This window comes from Arthrobacter sp. 9V, from assembly GCF_902506065.1.
Classification (GTDB): domain Bacteria; phylum Actinomycetota; class Actinomycetes; order Actinomycetales; family Micrococcaceae; genus Arthrobacter.
In genome coordinates this window covers 253,437-276,586 of the sequence record NZ_LR732912.1, presented here as the reverse complement: position 1 = coordinate 276,586, position 23,150 = coordinate 253,437, and the positions used below count along the sequence as shown (strand labels likewise).

General features: G+C 63.0%; 19 protein-coding genes. 10 read left to right on the top strand and 9 right to left on the bottom strand.

Annotated elements, in window-relative coordinates:
• Positions 1–43 precede the first annotated feature (43 nt).
• The 5 genes from BACI9J_RS01315 to BACI9J_RS01295 all read right to left on the bottom strand — a co-directional run bounded on the left by BACI9J_RS01315 (position 44) and on the right by BACI9J_RS01295 (position 5,723).
• Entirely contained in the window at positions 44–724 is a 681-nt protein-coding gene (locus BACI9J_RS01315; RefSeq protein ID WP_159732625.1) for a response regulator, read from the bottom strand.
• Positions 717–2,042, bottom strand: coding sequence for a sensor histidine kinase (locus BACI9J_RS01310; protein WP_236558291.1), 1,326 nt, complete (start codon positions 2,040–2,042; stop codon positions 717–719). Before BACI9J_RS01310 ends, BACI9J_RS01315 begins: the two co-directional genes overlap by 8 nt.
• A 201-nt stretch (positions 2,043–2,243) precedes the next feature.
• Positions 2,244–3,059 (bottom strand): IclR family transcriptional regulator, encoded by an 816-nt coding sequence (locus BACI9J_RS01305; protein ID WP_159732622.1) that lies wholly within the window; start codon positions 3,057–3,059, stop codon positions 2,244–2,246.
• 91 nt (positions 3,060–3,150) lie between these two features.
• Positions 3,151–4,407 (bottom strand): aminopeptidase P family protein, encoded by a 1,257-nt coding sequence (locus BACI9J_RS01300; RefSeq protein ID WP_159732619.1) that lies wholly within the window; start codon positions 4,405–4,407, stop codon positions 3,151–3,153.
• A gap of 644 nt (positions 4,408–5,051) precedes the next feature.
• Complete coding sequence (locus BACI9J_RS01295) at positions 5,052–5,723, bottom strand: GntR family transcriptional regulator (protein ID WP_159732616.1); 672 nt, start codon at positions 5,721–5,723, stop codon at positions 5,052–5,054.
• Between the two features lie 152 nt (positions 5,724–5,875).
• Between BACI9J_RS01295 and glyA the strand changes: the two genes are divergently transcribed.
• From glyA to purU, 7 genes are read left to right on the top strand one after another with little or no spacing between them, the layout of a single operon-like run.
• The gene (glyA, locus tag BACI9J_RS01290) at positions 5,876–7,267 is read left to right on the top strand and encodes a serine hydroxymethyltransferase (protein WP_159732613.1); all 1,392 of its coding nucleotides are present in this window, start codon (positions 5,876–5,878) and stop codon (positions 7,265–7,267) included.
• The gene (locus BACI9J_RS01285) at positions 7,264–8,484 is read left to right on the top strand and encodes a sarcosine oxidase subunit beta family protein (RefSeq protein WP_159732610.1); all 1,221 of its coding nucleotides are present in this window, start codon (positions 7,264–7,266) and stop codon (positions 8,482–8,484) included. Before glyA ends, BACI9J_RS01285 begins: the two co-directional genes overlap by 4 nt.
• A gap of 17 nt (positions 8,485–8,501) precedes the next feature.
• Entirely contained in the window at positions 8,502–8,846 is a 345-nt protein-coding gene (locus BACI9J_RS01280) for a sarcosine oxidase subunit delta (protein WP_159732607.1), read from the top strand.
• A 2-nt stretch (positions 8,847–8,848) separates the two neighbouring features.
• A complete protein-coding gene (locus BACI9J_RS01275) occupies positions 8,849–11,794 on the top strand; it encodes a sarcosine oxidase subunit alpha family protein (protein WP_159732604.1) in 2,946 nt (981 codons plus the stop codon).
• Positions 11,787–12,431, top strand: coding sequence for a sarcosine oxidase subunit gamma (locus BACI9J_RS01270; RefSeq protein WP_159732601.1), 645 nt, complete (start codon positions 11,787–11,789; stop codon positions 12,429–12,431). Before BACI9J_RS01275 ends, BACI9J_RS01270 begins: the two co-directional genes overlap by 8 nt.
• On the top strand, positions 12,431–13,822 hold the full coding sequence (locus BACI9J_RS01265) for an L-serine ammonia-lyase (protein ID WP_159732598.1): 1,392 nt from the start codon (positions 12,431–12,433) through the stop codon (positions 13,820–13,822). The genes BACI9J_RS01270 and BACI9J_RS01265 overlap by 1 nt, the downstream gene beginning before the upstream one ends.
• 2 nt (positions 13,823–13,824) lie before the next feature.
• Positions 13,825–14,724 (top strand): formyltetrahydrofolate deformylase, encoded by a 900-nt coding sequence (purU, locus tag BACI9J_RS01260; RefSeq protein WP_159732595.1) that lies wholly within the window; start codon positions 13,825–13,827, stop codon positions 14,722–14,724.
• A gap of 95 nt (positions 14,725–14,819) precedes the next feature.
• Here purU and BACI9J_RS01255 read toward each other — a convergent pair whose 3' ends face one another.
• Positions 14,820–16,280, bottom strand: coding sequence for a PucR family transcriptional regulator (locus BACI9J_RS01255; protein ID WP_159732592.1), 1,461 nt, complete (start codon positions 16,278–16,280; stop codon positions 14,820–14,822).
• 108 nt (positions 16,281–16,388) lie between these two features.
• Between BACI9J_RS01255 and BACI9J_RS01250 the strand changes: the two genes are divergently transcribed.
• Together BACI9J_RS01250 and BACI9J_RS01245 are read left to right on the top strand one after the other, a co-directional pair.
• Positions 16,389–17,957 (top strand): purine-cytosine permease family protein, encoded by a 1,569-nt coding sequence (locus BACI9J_RS01250; RefSeq protein ID WP_159732589.1) that lies wholly within the window; start codon positions 16,389–16,391, stop codon positions 17,955–17,957.
• On the top strand, positions 17,954–18,913 hold the full coding sequence (locus tag BACI9J_RS01245) for a polysaccharide deacetylase family protein (protein WP_159732586.1): 960 nt from the start codon (positions 17,954–17,956) through the stop codon (positions 18,911–18,913). Before BACI9J_RS01250 ends, BACI9J_RS01245 begins: the two co-directional genes overlap by 4 nt.
• Positions 18,914–19,017: 104 nt before the next feature.
• Here the strand turns inward: BACI9J_RS01245 and BACI9J_RS01240 are convergent, their stop codons facing one another.
• The 3 genes from BACI9J_RS01240 to BACI9J_RS01230 form a co-directional block, all read right to left on the bottom strand.
• The gene (locus tag BACI9J_RS01240) at positions 19,018–19,521 is read right to left on the bottom strand and encodes a DUF456 domain-containing protein (protein ID WP_159732583.1); all 504 of its coding nucleotides are present in this window, start codon (positions 19,519–19,521) and stop codon (positions 19,018–19,020) included.
• A 177-nt stretch (positions 19,522–19,698) separates the two neighbouring features.
• Complete coding sequence (locus BACI9J_RS01235) at positions 19,699–20,889, bottom strand: NAD(P)-dependent malic enzyme (RefSeq protein ID WP_159732580.1); 1,191 nt, start codon at positions 20,887–20,889, stop codon at positions 19,699–19,701.
• Positions 20,890–21,168: 279 nt separating this feature from the next.
• Positions 21,169–21,777, bottom strand: coding sequence for a TetR/AcrR family transcriptional regulator (locus tag BACI9J_RS01230; protein WP_159732577.1), 609 nt, complete (start codon positions 21,775–21,777; stop codon positions 21,169–21,171).
• A gap of 203 nt (positions 21,778–21,980) precedes the next feature.
• Here BACI9J_RS01230 and BACI9J_RS01225 point away from each other — a divergent pair, with 203 nt between their 5' ends.
• Entirely contained in the window at positions 21,981–23,108 is a 1,128-nt protein-coding gene (locus BACI9J_RS01225) for an FG-GAP repeat domain-containing protein (RefSeq protein ID WP_159732574.1), read from the top strand.
• Positions 23,109–23,150 lie beyond the last annotated feature (42 nt).

The window sequence follows — 23,150 nt, the reverse complement described above, 5'->3', positions numbered from 1 at the left end:
ACGACGGCGGATCCCGGCCACCGCGGGGCCCCGGCCACCGCAATTAGCCGAGCAGCCGGTGCTCGTACGCGAACGATACGAGTTGAAGACGCGTCCCGACGCCCAACTTTGTGAGGACACTGCGCAGATGTGTTTTGACCGTTGCTTCGGACACAAACAAGCTTTCAGCCATAGCGCTGTTGCTCAGACCCTTGGCCGCCAACAGGAAGACATCCCGTTCCCGCACAGACAAAGGATCCAGGACGGAAAGATCCGGACCAGCAACCGGCACCGTCCGGGCAGCATGCTGAAACAGGTCATGCACGGATCCGGGCGCGATGACTGAGTACCCGGAATGAACGGTCCGGATTGCGGCCAGCAGGAATTCCGGCTCGGCACTTTTGAGCAAGTACCCGCTTGCTCCTGCCTGCACGGCTTCCACCACAGCCTGATCGCGGTTGAACGTGGTCAAAGCAATAATTTTCGGCTTTTCCGCTCCGTCACGCGCGGCCGCATCCCAGATGTTCCTGGTAGCAGTCACGCCATCCATGACAGGCATACGAAGATCCATCAGCACGACATCCGGCGGCTGATCTGCCGCGAGCGCAACCGCCTGGACGCCATCCTCCGCCTCCCACGCCAGCAGCATGTCCGACTGACTTTCAACAAGCATCCGGATGCCCGCTCGGAACAACGGCTGATCGTCCACCAACGCTACGGATATGGGCGCAGATGACTCAGCCACGCTCAACGGTTCCTGCCGCCGCGGTCCGTTCTCCCAAATCTGTCAACGTTCCGGAAGCGTGGGAGGTGACCTGCAGGCTCCCGGTTCCATAAGGGAGAAAAGCAGTTACCCGAAACTGCTCGCCATCCGGGCCCACTGTCAGCCAACCACCTGCCAGATGCGCACGCTCCCGCATTCCAGGAATGCCTCGTCCGTAGCGTTCCTTGGCATGCCCGGCGTCCGTTTCCCCCAACGGAACGGACGGCGGCAGCTCGGAGGAAGCATGAAGTGTCAGCCCTGGGCCGCTCCAATCGAAATGCACGCGCACAGCGGTTCCCCGCCCACCATGTTTCAGCGCATTGGTGAGGCATTCCTGGACGATTCTGAACACTGCCAGCTGCTGACCTGCTCCTAGTTCAACGGGTACACCGCTCTCACTGTGCTCAATCTCAAGGCTGCCCTGACGCATGCGTTCCATCAGCGGTCCGACGTCGCTGATCAAGGGTTGTGGGGCAACCATGCCATCGTCCCTAACGCCTTCGATGACGCGTTGGGCATCAACCAATGCGTGCCTGGCTGATACGGCGATGTTCTCCAACGCGTCCAGGACAGGCTTCGGCTGACCTTTGCTCAGATACCGCGTGCCATCAGCCTGGGCCGTAATGACTGCCAATGAATGAGCCAGGACATCATGCAGATCGCGGGCGATCCGAGTGCGTTCCTGCTCAACGACCAGTTCGATTTCCGTTTCCTTCAGACTTGCTTGGGTGACAATCTGTGCCTTTGACAGCGTCCGGCGATCTCCGTAGAGGGATGCCAGGATGCCCACCGTTCCGCACGCAGCCGCAACCACCAAGAGCAGGAGAAACAGCACCGGCCCATAGCCCCTGAGTGCAACGCTGTCCCCCATGTACAAGGGCATGAACCATCCAACTCCGTCACCGTAGCGCGCAGAAATCATCATGTAAGTCATGATGAGGATGAAAAGCAGATTGGAACTGGCAGCTACGATTCTCTGGGTTTTGGACCCCATCCACATAATGAAGCCCAGTGCGATGAACGATCCCAAGTAGATAGCCCAATGGTTGGCGGCCATGGCTGGCACAATGTGCAACAGTTGTCCCAGCAGCAGGACGCCGGTTAGTCCGAGCGAAAGGTTAGGCTTCCACGTCGCGGTTCCGATCGCCGTTGTCATCACCAGCAGAGGAATGGCGCCCGGCCAGTAGAGGCCAGGCCATGGTCCCATGCGGCCCGCTTCTCCAACACACCACAGCACAAAGAAGATGGCAGCCGCCGCGGGGGCGCCCCAATGCCGGACTACTCTCAGTGTTCGTTCCATGCCAGCCAGACTATCCACGGCCGGGATGCAGGTTCGCCAATAGCCGGCGCTTGCAGTCGATCTCCACCTCGAAGCCAGCAGATTCATCCTTAGGAGGCACGGATGACGCCGAGATGCCACTTAATGACATGTTCGCGCTCCGGATAGGTCATTAACTGCCATCTCGGCGCGGGGTTCAAAGGCTCGACGGCGGGTACCCGGCTACCGCGGGGCCCGGCCACCCAGCCTTGTGGTCACCTTGGCAGCAGCTGCGGCGCAGGCTTCGCCGAGGCTGTTCAGAGTGTCCTGGGAGACACGGAACTTCGGCGCCGGGATCAGGACGGAGGCCACCATGTTGCCGCGGTGGTCGTACACGGGCGAGGCCACACCCACTTCCTCAATGGACGTTTCCCCGAAGTTCACGGCCCAGCCGCGCTCCCCGGATTCTGCCACCCGCGCCAGATACGCCTCAATCGCGTCCTCGTCCAGCCCTGGGAGCGTGATGGAACCGCTGCGCAACAACTGACGAACCCGGTCCTGGTTCTCCGCACCAAGGAACACCTGCACCGACGAGCTCAGGGCCTCGTTGTAGCGGGCACCCAACGGAGCAAGGTGTTTGACCTGGTGCCGGCTGGGGATCTGCTCAACGCACATGGACTCGTTGCCGTTCCACACCATGAGCGCGCTGGTCTCCCCCGTCCGCTCAGTAAGTTCGCGCAGCACGGGGTAGGCAACGCGCCGCTCTTCGAGTTCCGCCAGGAGCGGGCCCGCCATGGCGATCATCCCCAGCCCCAAGCGGAACCTGCGCGAATCGACGTCGCGCTCTACAAGGTTTTCCTGTTCCAGCGTCGCCAGGATGCGGGAAACGGTGCTCTTATGCAGGCCGATACGGCCTGCGATTTCGGTGACTCCCAGGAGCGGTTCGTCGGCGGTGAAGCTCCTCAGCACGGCGATTGCGTTGACGATTACCGAGGTGTTTTTGCTGTCACCAGTGCTGTTGCTGTTCTCGGGAGTGTCGCCGGATTCAGTGGGAGTCATGGGTTCACTATATTTCGCTGGAGATATTTCGACGGCGGTCGCCCCGCCTGTTCGGCCGGTGGACACCACGCTGTGCCCACCGGCCGGGTCACTAGGCTCCGATGATGTTGTACTCGGGGCCGAACGGGAACTTGGTGATGTTCTCCGCACCGTCCTCGCCCACCACCAGGATGTCGTGCTCGCGGTAACCGCCGGCACCCGGCTGGCCATCGAGCACCGTGATCATCGGTTCCATGGATACCACCATGCCCGGTTCAAGAACGGTGTCGATGTCCTCGCGCAGTTCCAGGCCTGCTTCGCGTCCGTAGTAGTGGCTCAGCACACCGAACGAGTGGCCGTAGCCGAACGTGCGGTTGGCCAGCAAACCGTGGCTGACGTAGATCTCGTTGAGCTCGGATGCGATGTCCTTGCAGACGGCGCCCGGCTTGATCAGTTCAAGGCCGCGCTTGTGGACCTCAACGTTGATGTTCCACAGTTCCAAAGAGCGGGCATCCGGTTCGCCGTAGAACAAGGTACGTTCCAGGGCTGTGTAGTAGCCGCTGGTCATGGGGAAGCAGTTGAGGGACAGGATGTCGTGTTCCTGGATCTTCCGGGTGGTGGCCCAGTTGTGTGCACCGTCGGTGTTGATGCCGGACTGGAACCATACCCAGGTATCGCGGATTTCTGAGTCCGGGAATGTGCGTGCGATCTCGTGGACCATGGCTTCGGTGCCAATCAACGCAACCTCGTACTCGGTGATACCGGCCGTGATGGCGTTGCGGATGGCCTCGCCGCCAAGGTCGCCGATGCGGGCGCCGTGCTTGATGACCGCGATTTCCTCGTCCGACTTGATCATGCGCTGACGCATCGCAGCCTGCGCCACATCCACCAACGTTGCTCCGGAGAAGGCGGCTTGGATCTTGTTGCGGTTGTCCAGGGGCAGCGAGTCATCTTCGACGCCGATGCGGCGCGGGTTGATCCCGCGCTTCCGCAGTACTTCCTGGATGGCGTGGATGTAGTTGTCCCGACGCCAGTCCGTGTACACCAAGTTCTCACCGTAGCTGCGGCGCCAGGGCATGCCGGCGTCGATATTTGCAGTAATGGTGACCGTGTCATCCTTGGTGACCACCATGCCGTAGGAGCGGCCGAAGTAGGTGAAGAGGAAGTCGGAGTAGTACTTGATGGAGTGGTAGCTGGTGAGGACAACGGCGTCGAGGTCCTTCTCGGCCATGATGCTGCGGAGGCCGGTGAGCCGGCGCTCGAATTCAGCGTCAGAGAAGGTCAGCGAGACCTTTTCGCCATTGTTGAGGACCTTGGTGCGCTCGAGCTTGGCCACATCGTTGACGGCCTCATTCTGGGTGATGGTCATGGTTGTTCCTTTCAAAGGGTTGGCTGTCGCAGAGGATGCATAACTCCTCGACCACCTAAGTCTTGATAGTTGCGCTGAACGCAACATTGTTGCATCAGAGTATGCCCGGGCCGCACCCAGGTCAAGGGGTTGCTTTAGGGAATCACGCAAAATTGTCCGGAACCAGCGCGCTGAGGGACTCGACGGACAGGCGTCAATTATGTTGCGCTTATTGGATTTGCGTTGCACTCAAGGAATAGTCCCGACGCTCTCGCACATCCCAAGCCCTTCAGCCCACTGCTCTCGCACTTGAGCGACGAAAGGCTCGACGTCGGCACCCAACGCGGCATCGACGTCGGGCCTTGCTTCGTGGCGGCCCACTATGCCCCGATGCCGTGAGGCGGGATATGCGCGAGCGTCGGGAGGGGGCGGGGCTGTCCGGCAGCGCGCGTCTAAGCGAGGAACGAGCGAGCGCGCAGAGGATGGCTCCGCCACCGGAAGGCGGCGCGGCTCAAACACGCGGGATATGAGCGAGCGTCGCGTTCAAACACGCGAGATATGCGCGAGCGACGCGTTCAAACACGCGAGATATGCGCGAGCGACGCGTCCAAACACGCGGGATGTGCGCGAGCGATCAGAAAAAGCCCGCGGGATGTGAGAGACGGTCAGAGGACCTTGCGGATGGTCTCTTCGAAGCTGACTACGTGGTGCAGGGCGAGTTCGGCGGCGTGCTCTTCGTCGCCGTCGGCAATGGCCGTGAGGAGCTCGGCGTGCTCGGAGATGTGCCCGGAGACGGAGGGCATCTTCTCGAGCATGTGGCACCAGATGCGGGTGGCGAGGTTGTCGTACCGGATGAGGACGTCTTCGAGGTGCGCGTTGGCCGAGGCTTTGTAAATGAGCCTATGAACCTGGATGTCGTAGCGCATGAGTTCCTGGGAGGAATTTTCCTGGCCTTCAAGATCGCGAATGGCGGCAGCAACGGCGCGGAGCTCGGAACGCATGGCGGGGCTGGCCATGCGGGCAGCTTTCCTGGAGGCCAGGGGTTCCAGGAGCTCGCGGATTTCGGAGACTTCGGCGAGCTGGGTGATGTCCACACCGGTGGCGAAGGTGCCCCGACGGGGGTATGACACTACGAGGTGGTCGCTTTCGAGGCGCTTGATGGCTTCGCGGACGGGCGTGCGGCCGATGCCCAGTTCGGCGGCAATTTGGCCGTCATTGATGGGGTCGCCGGGTTTGATGTCCAACATGATGAGCCGATCGCGCAGCAGCAGGTAGGCGTTCTCCGCCAGGGACGTCCCCTGCGGAGCTGATTCCAGTGCTTCGAGTGCTGCGCTCATTACTCTCTCCCGTTAGTCGCATTCCCAGTCTGCTGGATGAGTTACCACGGACTTGTTGACGACTATGTGATTTCCAACATACTATGGCAATAGTTCTAATATATCAGTTGCCTAACAGTCGGCCACTAGACAAGCCTTTGAAGGAGAACACCATGGTTGAACCGCTGATCCGCCCGCTTGCACAGGCGGACCCGGAGGTCGATCAGGCGATCGCCCAGGAACTCATCCGCCAGCAATCCACGCTGGAAATGATCGCCTCTGAGAACTTCGCTCCTACGGCCGTCATGGAAGCCCAGGGCTCGGTGCTGACCAACAAGTACGCCGAGGGTTACCCGGGCAAGCGTTACTACGGCGGCTGCGAACACGTTGATGTGATCGAACAGCTGGCCATCGACCGCTTGAAGGCCTTGTTTGGCGCAGAGTTCGCCAACGTCCAGCCGCACTCCGGCGCCCAGGCCAACGCCTCGGCCATGCACGCACTGATCACCCCGGGCGACACCATCATGGGCCTGAACCTTGCCCACGGCGGGCACCTGACCCACGGCATGCGCATCAATTTCTCCGGCAAGCTGTACAAGGTTGTTCCTTACGGCGTCCGCGAGGACACCCACACCGTAGACATGGCTGAAGTTGAGCGCCTGGCGCTGGAAAGCAAGCCGCAGCTGATCGTCGCCGGCTGGTCCGCATACTCCCGCCAGTTGGACTTCGCAGAATTCCGCCGGATCGCGGACCTGGTGGGCGCCTACCTCATGGTGGACATGGCCCACTTCGCCGGCTTGGTGGCTGCTGGACTCCACCCCAGCCCCGTCCCCCACGCGCACATTGTCACCAGCACCACCCACAAAACCCTTGGCGGACCCCGTGGCGGCGTGATCCTCACCAACGACGCCGATATCGCCAAGAAGGTTAACTCCGCAGTCTTCCCCGGCCAGCAGGGCGGTCCGCTGGAGCACGTGATCGCCGCCAAGGCTGTGGCTTTCAAGATGGCAGCCGAGCCGGAATTCCAGGAACGCCAGGTCCGCGTCCTTGAAGGCTCCAAGATCCTGGCCCAGCGCCTCCTCCAGGACGACGTAGCGGCAGCCGGCATCTCCGTTGTCAGCGGCGGAACCGACGTCCACCTGGTCCTGGCCGACCTCCGCCATTCCGTCCTCAACGGCCAGCAGGCCGAAGACACGCTGCACCGGATCGGCATCACGGTCAACCGCAACGCCGTCCCCTTCGACCCCCGCCCGCCCATGGTTTCCTCCGGCCTGCGCATCGGCACTCCCGCCCTCGCCGCCCGCGGCTTCAAGGCCGAGGACTTCACCGAAGTCTCGGACATCATTGCGACGGCGTTGATCGCCGCAGCGAGCAGCGGCACCAAAGCGGGCACTGAAGCAGGCAGCACCGAAGCCGACGTGACCCTGGACGAGACCACCGCCGTCGAACTTCGCCGCCGCGTCACCGCGCTGGCAGAGAAGTTCCCGCTTTACCCACACCTGTCCAACAACGGCAATGGCGCCGTAACCGAAACCGAAGCAGAACTGATTGGAGCAGCCCAGTGAGTGCAGACCACCTCCCCGAGCACCCGGACTTCCTCTGGCGCAACCCGGACCCGAAGAAAAGCTATGACGCCGTGATAGTGGGCGGCGGCGGGCACGGCCTGGCCACCGCCTACTTCCTGGCGAAGAACCACGGCATGACCAACATCGCCATCCTGGAAAAGGGCTGGCTGGCCGGTGGAAACATGGCCCGCAACACCACCATCATCCGTTCCAACTACCTCTGGGACGAGAGCGCTGCAATCTACGAGCACGCGCTCAAGCTGTGGGAGATCCTCCCGGAAGAGCTGGAGTACGACTTCCTGTTCAGCCAGCGCGGCGTCATGAACCTGGCCCACACCCTGGGCGATGTCCGCGAAAGCGTTCGCCGCGTGGGCGCCAACCGTCTCAACGGTGTGGACGCTGAGTGGCTGGACCCGCAGCAGGTCAAAGAACTCTGCCCCATCCTGAACATCAGCGACAACATCCGCTACCCCGTCATGGGCGCCACGTACCAGCCGCGTGCAGGCATCGCCAAGCACGATCACGTTGCCTGGGCTTTCGCCCGCAAATGCGACGAACTGGGTGTGGACATCATCCAGAACTGTGAAGTGACCGGCTTCATCAAGGACGGAAACCGCGTCACCGGCGTCAAGACCACCCGTGGAAACATCAACACCGAAAAGGTGGGCCTCTGCGCCGCCGGCCACAGCTCGGTCCTGGCGGAAATGGCCGGCTTCCGCCTGCCGATCCAGAGCCACCCGCTCCAGGCGCTGGTGTCCGAACTGCACGAACCTGTCCACCCCACGGTGGTCATGTCCAACCACGTGCACGTCTACGTCTCCCAGGCCCACAAGGGCGAACTGGTGATGGGCGCCGGCGTGGACTCTTACAACGGCTACGGCCAGCGCGGATCGTTCCACGTGATCGAGGAGCAGATGGCAGCAGCCGTGGAGCTCTTCCCGATCTTTGCCCGGGCCCACGTGCTCCGGACCTGGGGCGGCATTGTGGACACCACCTTGGATGCCTCACCGATTGTGGGCCTGTCCCCGGTGGAGAACATGTTCGTCAACTGTGGTTGGGGAACGGGCGGATTCAAGGGCACCCCGGCGGCAGGCCTGACCTTCGCGCACACCATTGCCACGGGCGCACCGCACAAGCTGAACAAGCCGTTTGCTCTGGAACGCTTTGAGACCGGCGCCTTGATCGACGAACACGGCGCCGCAGCCGTGGCCCACTAGCCAGGACAGGAAAAGACATGCTCCTCATTTCATGCCCCAACTGCGGGCCACGCGACGAAACCGAATTCCACTATGGCGGCCAAGCGCACGTAGCCTACCCGGAGAGCCCCAACGAGCTCTCGGACCGTGAATGGGCTGAATACCTGTTCTACCGCGAGAACACCAAGGGCACCTTCGCCGAGCGCTGGGTTCACAGCACCGGTTGCCGCCAGTGGTTCAACATGCTCCGCGACACCGTGAGCTATGAGATTCACTCCATCTACGGCATGGGCCAAGCCCGCCCGGATCTTGCCCCCGGCGCCCCCACCACCGGCGTCCCGATCTCCGGCTCCACAGCACCCACCTCCTCGGAAGGAGTCTAGAAGTGACCAGCAAGAACGCACGCCTCGCCACCGGCGGACGCATCGATCGCAGCATCTCCTGGCGCTTCACGGTGGACGGCCAGGAATTTACCGGCCACCCGGGGGACACCATCGCTTCGGCGTTGCTGGCCAACGGCCACATCAACGCCGGCAACTCCCTCTATGAGGACCGCCCCCGCGGCATCATGGCCGCAGGTGTGGAAGAGTCCAACGCCTTGGTCAAGATCGCTCCCCGCTTCCGCGGACACGTTGCCGAGTCCATGCTTCCCGCCACCGCAGTTTCCTTGGTGGACGGCATGAACATTGAGCTCCTCTCCGGCCTGGGCAAACTGGATCCCAACGAGGACAAGGCCGAGTACGACAAGAAGTACGTCCACACGGACGTTCTGGTGGTGGGTGGAGGCATCGCCGGCCTGGCAGCAGCCCGCGAAGCAGTCCGCACCGGGGCCCGTGTCATCCTGATCGATGACCAACCCGAACTCGGCGGCTCGCTGCTCTCCGGCTCAACCGCCCCGGAACTTGCCGAGCAGATCGAAGGCAAGCCGGCCCTGGAATGGGTTGCTGACGTGGAAGCCGAGCTGGTTTCCGCCGGCGAATGCACGGTGCTGAACCGCACCACGGCTTTTGGCTCCTACGACTCCAACTACTTCATCGCAGCCCAAAACCGCACGGACCACTTGAGCGTTCCGGCAGCTTCGGGTGTTTCCCGCCAGCGCATTTGGCACATCCGGGCCAAGCAGGTTGTCCTGGCTCCCGGCGCCCATGAGCGTCCGTTGGTGTTCGAGAACAACGACCGCCCGGGCATCATGCTCGCCTCCGCTGCCCGTACCTACCTGAACCGTTACGCGGTTGCGGCCGGTTCGCGCGTGGTCATCAGCACCACCAACGATTCCGCTTACGCTCTTGCCGCGGACCTGAAGGCAGCAGGCGTGGCGGTTGCCGCCGTCGTCGATGCCCGTCCGCAAATCAGCGAGAAGGCCGCTGCCGCCGTCGAGTCCGGTATCCGGGTCCTGATCGGCAGCGCCGTGGCTGACACGTCCGCAGATGAGAATGGCCGCGTGAGTGGCGTCACCGTCCGCAGTATTAACGACGACGGCGAACTCACCTCGGGCGTCGAACAGCTGGCTGCCGATCTCCTTGCAGTCTCCGGTGGATGGAGCCCGGTGGTCCACCTCCACAGCCAGCGCCAAGGCAAGCTGCGTTGGGATGACGAGCTCGCAGCATTCATTCCCGCCGCCCCCGTCCGCGACCAGCAGGTTGTTGGCGCAGGCCGTGGCAGCTACGAACTCCAGGATTGCCTGGCAGAGGGCATCTCCGCGGGAGCAACAGCGTCCATCGCCGCCGGCTTCGAATCCGCAACCACCCCGGTGGAGCTGCAGGCACCCAAGGCAAGCGCACCGAGCCGCCAGCTCTGGCTGGTTCCCGGCCAGAGCGGTGAGCCCGGTGAGTGGCACCACCACTTCGTGGACTTCCAGCGCGACCAGTCCGTAGCCGACGTCCTTCGCTCCACCGGTGCAGGCATGCGGTCCGTGGAGCACGTCAAGCGGTACACCTCCATCAGCACGGCCAACGATCAGGGCAAGACGTCCGGCGTCAACGCAATCGGTGTGATCGCCGCGGCGCTGAAGTTCGGCGGGGCTGAGAACATCCCGGGTGTTGGCGAGATCGGAACCACGGCATACCGTGCGCCATTCACCCCCGTCGCCTTCGCAGCGTTGGCAGGCCGCCAGCGAGGCGAGCTGTTCGACCCCGCCCGCGTCACCTCCATCCACCCGTGGCACGTAGCCCAGGGCGCACTGTTCGAAGATGTTGGACAGTGGAAGCGCCCCTGGTACTACCCGCAGTCCGGGGAAGACATGGACACGGCCGTCCTGCGTGAATGCGCAGCGGTCCGCGATTCCGTGGGCTTCATGGACGCCACCACGCTGGGCAAGATCGAGATCCGGGGCAAGGACGCCGGCGAATTCCTGAACCGCGTGTACACCAACGCGTTCAAGAAGCTCGCTCCCGGATCTGCCCGCTACGGCGTGATGTGCACCTTGGACGGCATGATCTTCGACGACGGCGTGACCCTTCGCCTGGACGAGGACCGATACTTCATGACCACCACAACAGGCGGCGCAGCCAAGGTGCTGGACTGGCTGGAAGAGTGGCACCAGACGGAGTGGCCGGAACTGGATGTGGTGTGCACCTCCGTCACGGAACAGTGGAGCACCATAGCCGTCGTTGGCCCCAAGTCCCGCGCCGTGATCGCCAAGGTTGCTCCCCAGCTCGCCGAAAACGGTGGACTGGAGGCAGAAAACTTCCCGTTCATGACGTTCCGCGAGACCACACTGGCGTCCGGAGTGCAGGCACGCGTTTGCCGCATCTCCTTCTCCGGTGAACTGGCTTACGAAATCAACATCCCGTCCTGGTACGGACTGAACACCTGGGAAGCCGTTGCAGCCGCAGGTGCCGAGTTCAACATCACCCCGTACGGCACAGAAACCATGCACGTCCTTCGCGCCGAGAAGGGCTACCCCATCGTGGGGCAGGACACCGACGGCACGGTCACTCCGCAGGACGCCGGCATGGACTGGATTGTCTCCAAGGCCAAGGACTTCATTGGCAAGCGCTCCTACCTCCGGCAGGATGCAAGCCGCGAGGACCGGAAGCACCTGGTCAGCGTCCTCCCCGTGGACCACTCGCTGAGGTTGCCGGAAGGCACGCAACTGGTGGAAAAGGGCATCCCGGTCAACCCGGCCAACGGTCCCGTCCCCATGGAGGGATTTGTGACCTCCAGCTACCACAGCGCCGCACTGGGCCGTTCCTTCGCCCTGGCTCTGATTCAAAACGGCCGCAACCGCATCGGCGAGACCCTGGTGGCCTCGCTGGGAGACCAATTGGTGGACGTGGTTGTTGGCGAAACCGTACTTTTCGATGCTGAAGGGACCCGCAAAGATGGCTGAAACAGCAACACCAGCAGAAACCGCACACGTCAACCGCGTCCGGGGTGCCCGCCGCAGTCCGGCCGAACACCTGGCTGACGCTTTCACCTCCGGCTCCGTGCCGGGGACAGTGACGCTCACCGAAATCCCCTACCAGACCATGGTGGGTGTCCGGGTTCACCCCGCGTCCGACGCCGGTGCCCGGGTTGGGTCAGTGACCGGCGGCTTGCCAGCCACATGCGGTGAGGTGACAGGTGCAGGAGGAGTCAACACCCTATGGCTTGGCCCCACCGAGTTCCTGGTGGTGGCACCCGAGGAAGCCCACAACTCGCTGGGCGGCTCCCTGGTCAGCGATTTGACCACGGCGTTGGGCAACGACGCAGGCCAGGTGGTGGATCTGTCCGCCAACCGCACCACGTTCGAGCTCTCCGGCAGCCACGCCCGGGCAGTCCTGGAGAAGACCTGCGCCTTGGATTTGCACCCCCGCGTCTTCAAGGCAGGCACGGCAGTCTCCACTGAGCTGGCACACATTCCGGTGATGCTCTGGAAGGCCTCCGACGAGTCCTACCGGATCTTTCCCCGGGCCTCCTTTGCCGACTTCCTGGGACGCTGGCTCCTTGACGCCATGCGGGAGTACGCCTCCCCAGAGGTCCCCTAATGGCACTAAGTGTGCTTGATCTGTTTTCTGTTGGCATTGGGCCGTCGTCTTCACACACGGTAGGCCCAATGCGTGCGGCAAAGCAGTTCACGGACGGTCTTGAATCGTCCGGCCAGCTTCCGGCTACGGTGCGCGTCCAGGCTGAGCTTTTCGGCTCGCTGGGCGCCACCGGCCGGGGCCACGGCTCAGACAAGGCCGTGGTGCTGGGGCTGCAAGGCCAATCCCCCGAAACAGTGAACACCCACACCGCCGATGACCAGGTGGCCGCCGCAGCACTGGACGCGGAACTTCGCCTGGGCGGCAATCACCGGGTGGACTTCAACTGGGACGAGGACGTGGTCCTGCATCGTCGGAAGTCGTTGCCGGCCCACCCCAACGGCATGACGTTCCGCGCTTTGGACCATACGGGCTCTGTCCTGCGGGAGCGCAGCTACTACTCCATCGGGGGCGGCTTCGTGGTGGACGGCGACGTCTCCGGAGCTGACAAAGTGGTAGCCGATGACACCGATCTCCCGTACCCCTTCACCACGGCGGATCAACTCTTGGCGATCTGCGAGCGCGAAGGCATGTCCATCTCCGACGTTATGCTCGCCAACGAACTGGTGTGGCGTTCCGAGGAGGAACTCCGCGAACGACTGCTGGGCATTTGGGCCGTCATGCAGGAATGCGTGGACAACGGGTGCGCTGCAGAGGGAATCCTCCCGGGAGGCTTGAAGGTGAGGCGACGGGCGCCGTCGTTGTTCAAGAAGCTTTCGGAAACCGACGCCGAGCTGAACGGAGCAAGTTCAGCGGACCCCCTCCTGGCCATGGAATGGGTCAACCTCTTCGCCTTGGCCGTGAACGAGGAAAACGCCGCGGGCGGCAGGATTGTCACCGCGCCCACCAATGGTGCCGCCGGTATTGTGCCCGCCGTGCTGCACTACTACACCAGGTTTGTTCCGGGAGCCAACGACGACGGCGTGGTGCGGTTCCTGCTGGCGGCGGCCGCCGTCGGAATCCTGTTCAAAATCAACGCGTCCATCTCCGGTGCCGAGGTTGGCTGCCAAGGTGAAGTGGGTTCCGCGTGCTCCATGGCTGCCGCCGGGCTTTGCGAAGTTCTGGGCGGAACGCCTGAGCAAGTGGAAAACGCCGCTGAGGTGGGCATCGAACACAACCTTGGCCTCACCTGTGATCCCGTGGGCGGGCTGGTGCAGATACCCTGCATTGAACGCAATGCGATTGCCAGCGTCAAAGCCATCAACGCCGCCCGCCTTGCCCTGCACGGAGATGGCAGCCACAAAGTTTCCCTGGACAAAGCCATCAAGACCATGCGCGAGACAGGCGCAGACATGAAATCCAAATACAAAGAGACCTCCCGTGGGGGCCTCGCCGTCAACGTAGTGGAGTGCTAGCCATGACTGCCATCCAAACCGAAACCACTGCCGTCTCCTCTCCCGAGACCACCGTGGAACACGTCCTCACCCTCGACTGCCCCGAAGGGCCCGGAATTGTCCACGCGGTGTCCGGTTTCCTGCTGGACCACGGCTGCGACATCATCGATAACAAGCAGTTCGGTGATCGTGCCGAAGGCCACTTCTTCATGCGGGTTCACTTTGCCTCTTCCGGCGATGAATCCACGGTTGACCAGCTGCGTACCGCTTTCGCCCCCGTTGGCGAGAAGTACGGCATGAACTGGCAACTGGAGCAGCAGGGATACAAGCGACGCATACTGATCATGGTCTCCAAGTTCGGGCACTGCCTGAACGACCTCCTGTTCCGTGCAAGGATCGGCGAGCTGCCCATCAATGTGGTGGGCGTTGTGTCCAACCACACCGATCACCAGGGCTTGGCGGAATGGCACGGGATCCCGTTCTTCCACGTCCCCGTCACGGCTGCCACCAAGCCCGCGGCTGAGGGGCGCCTGCTGGAGATCATCGATGAACTGGACGTGGAACTCATTGTCCTGGCCCGGTACATGCAGGTCCTCAGCGATGACCTCGCCCGTAAGCTGGACGGCCGCGCCATCAACATTCACCACTCGTTCCTGCCGAGCTTCAAGGGTGCCAAGCCCTACCACCAGGCCTACGCGCGTGGTGTCAAAACTGTGGGTGCCACCGCCCACTACGTCAACGGCGAGTTGGACGAAGGTCCCATCATTGCCCAGCAGGTAGTGGAGGTGGACCACACGTTCGGGCCGGACGATCTCGTAGCCGCCGGCCGGGACACCGAATGCAAGGCCCTCAGCAACGCCGTTCGCTGGCACTGCGAGGGGCGGATCATCCTGAATGGGAACAGGACGATCGTGTTGAAGTAGGGCTCTGCAAGCAACCATTTCGATGGTTCCCTGCGCATACGCTGTTGCGAACGGCACTGTGTGCAGGGAACCATCGAATTGGCGTTTAACGGGTGCTACACCCGGGCCAACTTTGTTGCCAGGTGCAACGCAGCCAGCCGGCCGTTCCCCCGCGGATCACCGCCGCACAGCTCGAAGATCCGTTGGAGCCGGTGATGCAGGGACTGCCGTTCCAAGTGCAGCTCACGTGCAGCCTGGGCAGTGTTGCAGCCCGTATCCAGCCACACTGCCAGGGTCCTCATGAGTTGGGACTTCTTCAGGCGATCATGCTCGACGACGGCTCCCAGCTGCCGGTGGACGAACCCTTCACGCATGGCCGGGTCCAGTGCCTCCTGCGCAAGGAGTTCCACGGCAAGCGTGTCCGCATCCACAACACCCTTGCCTGCCGGGGCCAAATCCAAAGCCCGGCGCGCCTCAGCCAGGGTCCACGGCGCCTGAACAATGCCGCTGCCCAACGGCCCCACAGCCACCAAGGATCCGGTGGGCACCTCCAGTCCTTCCAAGGCTTCCATCAGTGCATGCCTGGTGGCGATCCCTTCCCCCAAGGCAGCGAGCGCGATCAACTCAGCATTGTTGGCGTAACTCGCACTATGCGGCACACAGTGCCGGAGCAACGCGTCCACGGCCGGACGCAAATGCCCCGCACCGGTTGATCGGATCACCACTGCGGCCACCGCGCCCTGAGCAGGGAACCCCGACGCCGGACCCAGCTGCTGAAGTTGCCAGTGCTGGCCTCCTGCATTGATGGCACGCATGAGTTCGATGCCCGCCAATTCCTTCAGCCCCGGCGGCATCCGCTGCAACAGTGCCAAGCCCAGAATGTCCACGGAACGCTCGCCGGCCACCCGCGCAAGGCCACCGTCGCCGTCGTCGGGCATGTGCAGTTCAAGCCGCGCGGCAAGGACTCCGCGGACCGGCACGTCCACGGTGGTGACGCTGGCGGCGTCTTCGAACGAGCCCGCAGCACCGAGGGTGAGGCCCGACGGCGAGACCAGCCGCGCGCTGGCCCCTGTCCTTTCGGACAGCACCGCCAGGAGTTGGTCAAGCCCGCCGCCGTGGGCAAGTTCGGCGGCCATGGCGTGGCTTGCTTGGTCTCCGCGCTGAAGGTGCTCCACGGATTCGCTGACCAGGAGCGAATTGATCTCCTGCATGACTCCCACAAAGGGAACCACGTGGCGCAGCTCGATCACCGGCAATCCTGCAGCCTCGGCGGTCTCCAGCATGTGCGCTGGAACTTCGGGCAGGGCGGGACCAGTTTCCAGGGCCAGCGCTGCGATCCCCCGGGCTGCCAGCTCGCGGACGTAATCGGCCTGCCGTTCGGTTGTGACACCGGCCAGCGCTTGGCCGCCACTGAGTAACAGCTCACCGCCACTGAGGAGCGGGGCAATGTCCAGGACTTCACTGGAGTGGACCCAACGGACGGGCCGGTCCAGCGCCTCAGGCACGTTGTTAAGGAAGCGGGGTTCAGCGGATTTGAGACTTTGGTACTCCAAAGCCGCACCCAAGGCTATAGACATGACACTCCGTACGGTGATTAGTCATTTACTTTGACACATCCTATCTTGTTGCTGTGATCCGGGGCACATACGCTGAAAGGGTCCCTTTCACACACGGAGGCTCTCCCCATGCAAGACAACCTCTCCCCCGCGCATACTGGCTCCTCGCAGCCGGGCACAGCGCAGTCAGACCCGGCAACGGCGCCGGGTCACGACAGCGAAGCCTGGCTGCAACCCATCCCCGAAGCAGACCGCACCCGCAAAGTTTCCGGACAGTTCTGGATCTGGGCAGGCGCCAACCTCGCACCTATCAACTGGGTGCTCGGTGCCCTCGGCATCCACCTTGGCCTTGGCTTCGCTGACACCGTGATTGTCCTGGTCCTGGGAAACCTGATCGGCATGCTGCTGTTCGGCTGCTTTGTCCTCCTTGGCCAGAAGACCGGGGCCACCGGAATGGTGTTGGCCCGCGCCGCCTTTGGCCGCCGCGGCAACTACCTCCCGGCCGCCATCCAAGCCCTGCTGGTGATCGGCTGGTGCGCAGTCAACACCTGGATCATCCTGGATCTGGTCATGGCACTCTTCGGAACCCTTGGCTGGGTTGACCCGGAGGCCAAGAACTACCTTTGGAAGATCGGGGTCGCCACGGCCATCATGGCCGCCCAGGTAGCCATCGCCTGGTTCGGCTACAAGGCAATTGCAGCCTTCGAAAAGTGGACCGTCCCGCCCACCATCATCATCCTGGCTGTCATGTCATGCGTGGCATGGTTCGGCATGAAGATCGACTGGGGCTACGCAGGCCCTGCCGGCAACATCCTTGAAGGCTCCGAGCGCATCGCGGCCATGAGCGCCGTGATGACAGCCATCGGCATCGGCTGGGGCATCACCTGGTTCACCTACGCCGCCGATTACTCCCGCTTCGTCAGCACCTCGGTCCCCAAGCGCAAGGTCTATCTTGCCTCGGTCCTCGGCCAGTTCATCCCCGTGGTGTGGCTCGGCGTACTAGGGGCAAGCCTGGCCACCAACAGCGGCGAGATCGATCCCGGCAAGTTGATCGTCCAGAACTTCGGCGTAATGGCCCTGCCCGTTCTGCTGATGGTGCTGCACGGCCCCATCGCCACCAACATCCTGAACATTTACACCTTCTCCGTAGCCACACAGGCCTTGGACATCAAGATCAGCCGACGCAAACTGAACCTGTTCGTGGGTGTCTTCTCGCTGATCGCCGTCGTGTTCTTCATCTTCCAAGAGGACTTCGCCGCTGTTCTCGATGCTTGGCTGATCGGCCTGGTTGCCTGGGTGGCCGCCTGGGGCGGGGTCATGCTGGTGCACTACTTCTGGCTGGAAAAGCGTTGGCCAGCCAAGGTTGACCGGCTCTTTGATCCCGTAGGCACACACCGCTTGCCCGTCATCAACTGGGCCGGAATTGTCTCGCTGCTGGTGGGCATCTTCTCCACCTGGTTGTTCATGTACGGACTGGTTCCGGCCATGCAGGGCCCCGTAGCCGTGGCGCTGGGCGGCTGGGACCTCTCCTGGCTGGCCGGCGGACTGACCAGCGCGGCAAGTTACGCAATCCTCGGGCCCCGGGCCCACAAGAAGTACCTTCTGGCGGACTCAAACCACGTTTCAGTCACCGCTCCGTCAACCGCGGCACCGGCAGCTGCCGACGCACCCGCAGTTCCCGAAAGGACCACAGCATGAACCAGCCCGCCTTCGCTGATTCGCTCCACCCGATCACGTGGCCAGAGGGCTACCAGGCTGCAGCATCCTTCACTTTCGACGTCGATGCCGAGTCCTGCACCATCGCACATGATCCGTCCAGCACCCGCCGGATGTCCCTCATGAGCCACCAGTCATACGGCCCCAAGATCGCCGTACCGCGCCTGCTTCAGCTCCTGGACCGCCAGGACATCAAGGCAACGTTCTTCATCCCCGGCTTCACGGCGGAGAGCTACCCGGACGTAGTACGCAGAATCGCCGATGGCGGGCATGAGATCGCCCATCACGGATTCCTTCACGAGCCCATGCAGGGAATCGACGCCGCGACTGAGGCCAGCTACCTGGACCGCGGCCTCGAAGCACTGGCCACCGTGGCAGGAATCCGGCCCGTTGGCTACAGGGCACCGTGGTGGGAGCTGAACTGGCAGTCGCCCGCGCTGCTGGCGGACCGTGGCTTCCTCTACGATTCAAGCCTGCTCGACGGCGATGCCCCCTACCGCATGGCCGTCGCCGAGGGCGATTCCCGGGACATTGTGGAGATCCCTGTGGACTGGGCACTGGATGATTGGGAGCAGTACGGGTTTTACCCCGGAGTTACGGGCAGCGGGGTGATCGAGAGCCCGGCCAAGGCACTTGAAATGTGGACCCTTGAAGCCCAGGCGCACCATTCCCAAGGCAGCTGCTTCGTCCTGACCAACCACCCCTTCATTTCGGGCCGGCCGTCACGTGCCGTAGCCCTGGAACAGCTGATGGAGCGGGTCAAGGATTTGGACGGCATGTGGGTGACCACCCTGGCCGAGATCGCGCAGCACACCAAGGACACCGTGCAGGAAATCCACACTCACGCACGGATCGACGTCCCGTTGTTCCCCGGTGCAGGAGCAAGCTTCCGTCCGGCACAGGTCCACGTCCCCGCTGGAGTGCCCGCACACCGCTGATTTCCTCCGCCGAGATGGCACTTCACCCCCATGTTGAGCCGCAACATGGGGGTGAGCTGCCATCTCGGCGCGGGCTCAGGGGGCCAAGCCGGGGCCTAGGGGCCCTAGCCGTTCACCGCGTCGATCCATACACCGATGATCCATGTACTGGCGGCGGCACAGGCGAGCCCGAACTCCACCAGGATGCCTATGCCGGTAGCTTTCAGCGCCGCACCGCTCGAGCGGACAGCCGCCCGGAAGTCACGGGTACGCTGGACCTCGCTGAGGAGAAGCCCCACGGCGAAGCCCATAAAGAGCCCCACCACGGGGATCACGAACATTCCCACCACGCCCAGGACCACGCCGATCAACACAGACCTGTTGGGAATGCCGTGTTGCTTCAGCTTCCGCCCGGTGAGAACAGCACTGGCTGCCATACCGGCCACCACAAAAAGCATGCCGACGGCGAAGATCACCCAGCCGAGCGGACCGGCACCTCCCCAGATAGCCCAGGCCAGCAGGCTCGCGCCGATGAGGATACTGCCGGGGAGTACAGGAATGATGGTCCCGGCCACGCCTACCGCAATGGCCAGGCCGCACAGGATGGTCACAAGAAGTTCGGCGTTCATGGCCCCAAGTCTATGCACAGTCTATGCACAGCAACCCGGGGTCACTTGTGGCCCTTTCGACGTCGCTTAAGGGTGCGTAGGTGACCCCGCGTTGTTCCTTAACGGCTTAACGCCCGACGACGGCGACGCTCCCCAGCGCGGGAAGCGTCGCCGTCGTCGGTGTTGTGTCAGTAACCGCTACTCAGTCACGGCGGCGGCAACTGCCGCGGTGACGGCAGGTGCCACACGGGCGTCAAGCGGGCTCGGCACGATGTAATCCGCGGAGAGGTCTTCTGCGGCCAGTTCGGCAATGGCGTTGGCGGCGGCGATCTTCATGGCGGGCGTGATGCGGCGGGCCTTGGCATCGAGCGCACCACGGAAGATGCCGGGGAAGGCCAGCACGTTGTTGATCTGGTTGGGGAAGTCGCTGCGGCCCGTGGCAACAACGGCTGCGTACTTCCGGGCAACCTCGGGGAGAACTTCCGGGTCCGGGTTGGACAGGGCGAACACGATCGACTGATCGTTCATCAGCTTCAGGTGTTCTTCGTCCAGCTTGGAGGAGGAGACTCCCACAAAGACGTCGGCGCCGGTCAGGCCTTCGCCCGGGCCACCCGTGACGCCGCGGGGGTTGGTGCGCTGGGCCATGCGGGCCTTTACGCTGCCGGGATCGGCCACAAGATCGGCACGCCCGGCGTTGACTACGCCCTTGGAGTCGAGCAGGATGACGTCCTTGATGCCAACGGCAAGAAGGATCTCGGCGATGGCGATGCCTGCGGCGCCTGCGCCGGAAACAACCACCTTGAGGCCGGCCAGCTCGCGCTGGGTCACCTTGGCGGCATTGGTCAGGGCTGCAAGAACCACGACGGCGGTGCCGTGCTGGTCATCGTGCATGACCGGGCAATCAAGTGCTTCGATGAGGCGCTCTTCGAGTTCGAAGCAGCGCGGAGCCGAGATGTCCTCAAGGTTCACAGCGCCGAAGCTCGGGCGGAGGCGGACCAGGGTTTCGATGATCTCGTCCACGTTGGTGGTGTTGAGGACCAGTGGGATGGAGTCGAGATCGCCGAAGGACTTGAACAGGGCCGACTTGCCCTCCATGACGGGCAAGGAAGCGCTCGGACCAATGTTGCCCAGACCCAGAACGGCGGTGCCATCGCTGACTACAACAACCAGGCGCTCGGCCCAGGTGTGGGTGCGGGCAAGCTCCGGGTTGGCGTGGATCGCGCGGCTGACCTGGGCTACGCCAGGGGTGTATGCGATGGAAAGGTCGCGCTTGTTGTCGAGCGGCACAGTGCTGGAAATGGTCAGCTTGCCGCCCTCGTGGGCGGCGAAGATCTCTTCTTCGCTCAGTACCAAGGCTTCGTTATCAGTTGCAATTGTCTCAATGGACACGTCTTTGTCTCCTCAGGCTAGCCGTGAACCCACGGCACGATTCGGGCAGGAACAGAACTGCTGGTGCGGGCCAAGGGTGACTGGTCCGGCATTGCTTCTGCAGATAGGGGGCTGCTAGCCGCTTCGGTGGTTCCAGCCTAGGGAAGTGGCGGGGGTACAAGATTCAATACCAACAGAGACGATTCGAGAGTAAAACGTTCAACCAGGCGCTTTTGTGACTTACGTCATGCAAAAAACCGCATTCCGACGGCCTGCTGGTCTAGACCAGTAGGTTCTGTTTCATTCCCCGGTGAGCAGCGTGCATGCCTTCTTGAGATCCTTCTCCGCCTCAAACAAGGACAAGCGACGGCAACGGACCGCCTGCACCAACCCACTCACCAGGTGCAACAGAATCCTTGCCCTGACAGTGTCCTTACCGGCGTCCCTGCTCAACGAACCAACCACTTCCTCGGACAGGGCGTCAATCTCGCGCAGCAGTTGGGCCGTGTCATCGTCCTTGCCCGCAGGCCGGATGAGGCAGTGCTCCACACCCGGCTGCATTACCCGCAAGTGGAAAATCTCCATCATCAAACCCGCGAGGGCATGCCCCTTGCCTTCCCGCAGCCGGACGCCGTCGCGAAGTTCCCTCAACTGCTGCCGATAGACGGCCAGCATCAGATGGGCTGTGGAGGGAAAGTAGCGGTACAGCGTACCGAGAGGAATGTCCGCACGGGCCGCGACGTCGGAAAGACTCAAGGTATCGAACTGACGCTGGGCAAAGCCTTCGGCAGTTTTCAGGATGCGGGCATAGCGCAACTGCTGCCGCGGGGTGGTGGGTGCGGCAGCCATACGGGGCAGCCCCGTGGTCAGGTCAAGGGAGTAGGGTTCCAGTGAGTTTGATGCGGGCATTTCCGGCGATCTCTTGGCAGGCTGACAAGGAAACGGCCCGCTGGGTCAAAGACCGCGGCTGGCCGATCGCATCAATGATACGGGAGCAAAATGACCGTTTCCTGAGAGCTCGCCTTGGCCCCGTAAGCCATGCCTTTTCCGCCTATCCACCCCCGCAGACATACACTTCATGCAGGTTTGGAAGCCACACGGGAGGAACACGCATGGGGACATTACGACGCCGGATGGCAGCGGCGCTGCTGACCGCCACTGTTGCGGTCATGGCACTTACTCCCCTGTCGGCGTCGGCCGCTCCCAGCAACGGGCCGGACCCCATAGTCACCGGCGACGCGTTTGTGGGTAAGACACTGACCGCAGACATTGGCCCGTACACCTTCTACGGCTGCGGGGGCGGCAAAGGCCCTGACTTTACGGTCTACTGGACCAGGGACGGCTTCCTTGTGGCCGGGGAAACAGCACGAAGCTACAGGCTCGAGCGGGATGACACCGGCGCCCGCATGGCCGCGCACGTCACCGCCAGCACCACGGCCTGCGGCGGAGAATCCCTGCACAGCAACGAGACCAAGCCCGTGGGTGCCGTGAACCGGGCGGCAGGCTTTTCCGGACGCAGCTTTGAACTCCTGACCCGCGCCAATGATGGCTCGCTGCTGCTCTACGGGCGCAATGGCAGCGCGTGGGATCCCGCCCGAACCGTGGGTTACGGCTTCAATATCTTCAATACCGCGTTCTCCCCTGGTGACTTTGACGGTGACGGAAAAAGCGACGTGGTGGTGCGCGACTCCGTTGGAGGGCTCTACCTCTTTAGCGGCGACGGTGCCGGTGGGTGGAAGCCGGCCAGGTCCATCGGCAACGGCTGGAACGTGTTCGACTCCATCATCGGTCCGGGAGACTTCAACGGAGACGGCAATAATGACGTCCTGGCCCGGGAACCCGGCGGCGCACTGTATCTCTACCCGGGCAATGGCGCGGGAGGCTGGTTGGCAAGAACCGCCGTCGGGACGGGCTGGAACGTCATGGACGCGCTGGTGACCCCGGGCGATTTCAATGGCGATGGCAATGTAGACGTCCTGGCTCGAGACCGCAGCGGTTACCTGTACTTTTACGGGGGCAATGGCGCGGGAGGCTGGTCGCGGTCATGGATGATCGGCGTCGGATGGAACGCCCTCAAGTTCGTGGGCGGAGCCGGTGACTTCAACGGCGATGGCTTCCCCGATGTTTACGGGGTGGACCAGCAGGGCCGCTTGCTGGCCTACTACAGCGACGGAAAAACGGGCTGGAAGGGTTCCGAGGCTGTAGGCGCCGGTTTCGGATGGTTCACAGCAATCTTCTAGGAAGATCCCAGTCGCGGTACCATTAACCGCATAAAGTCTGGG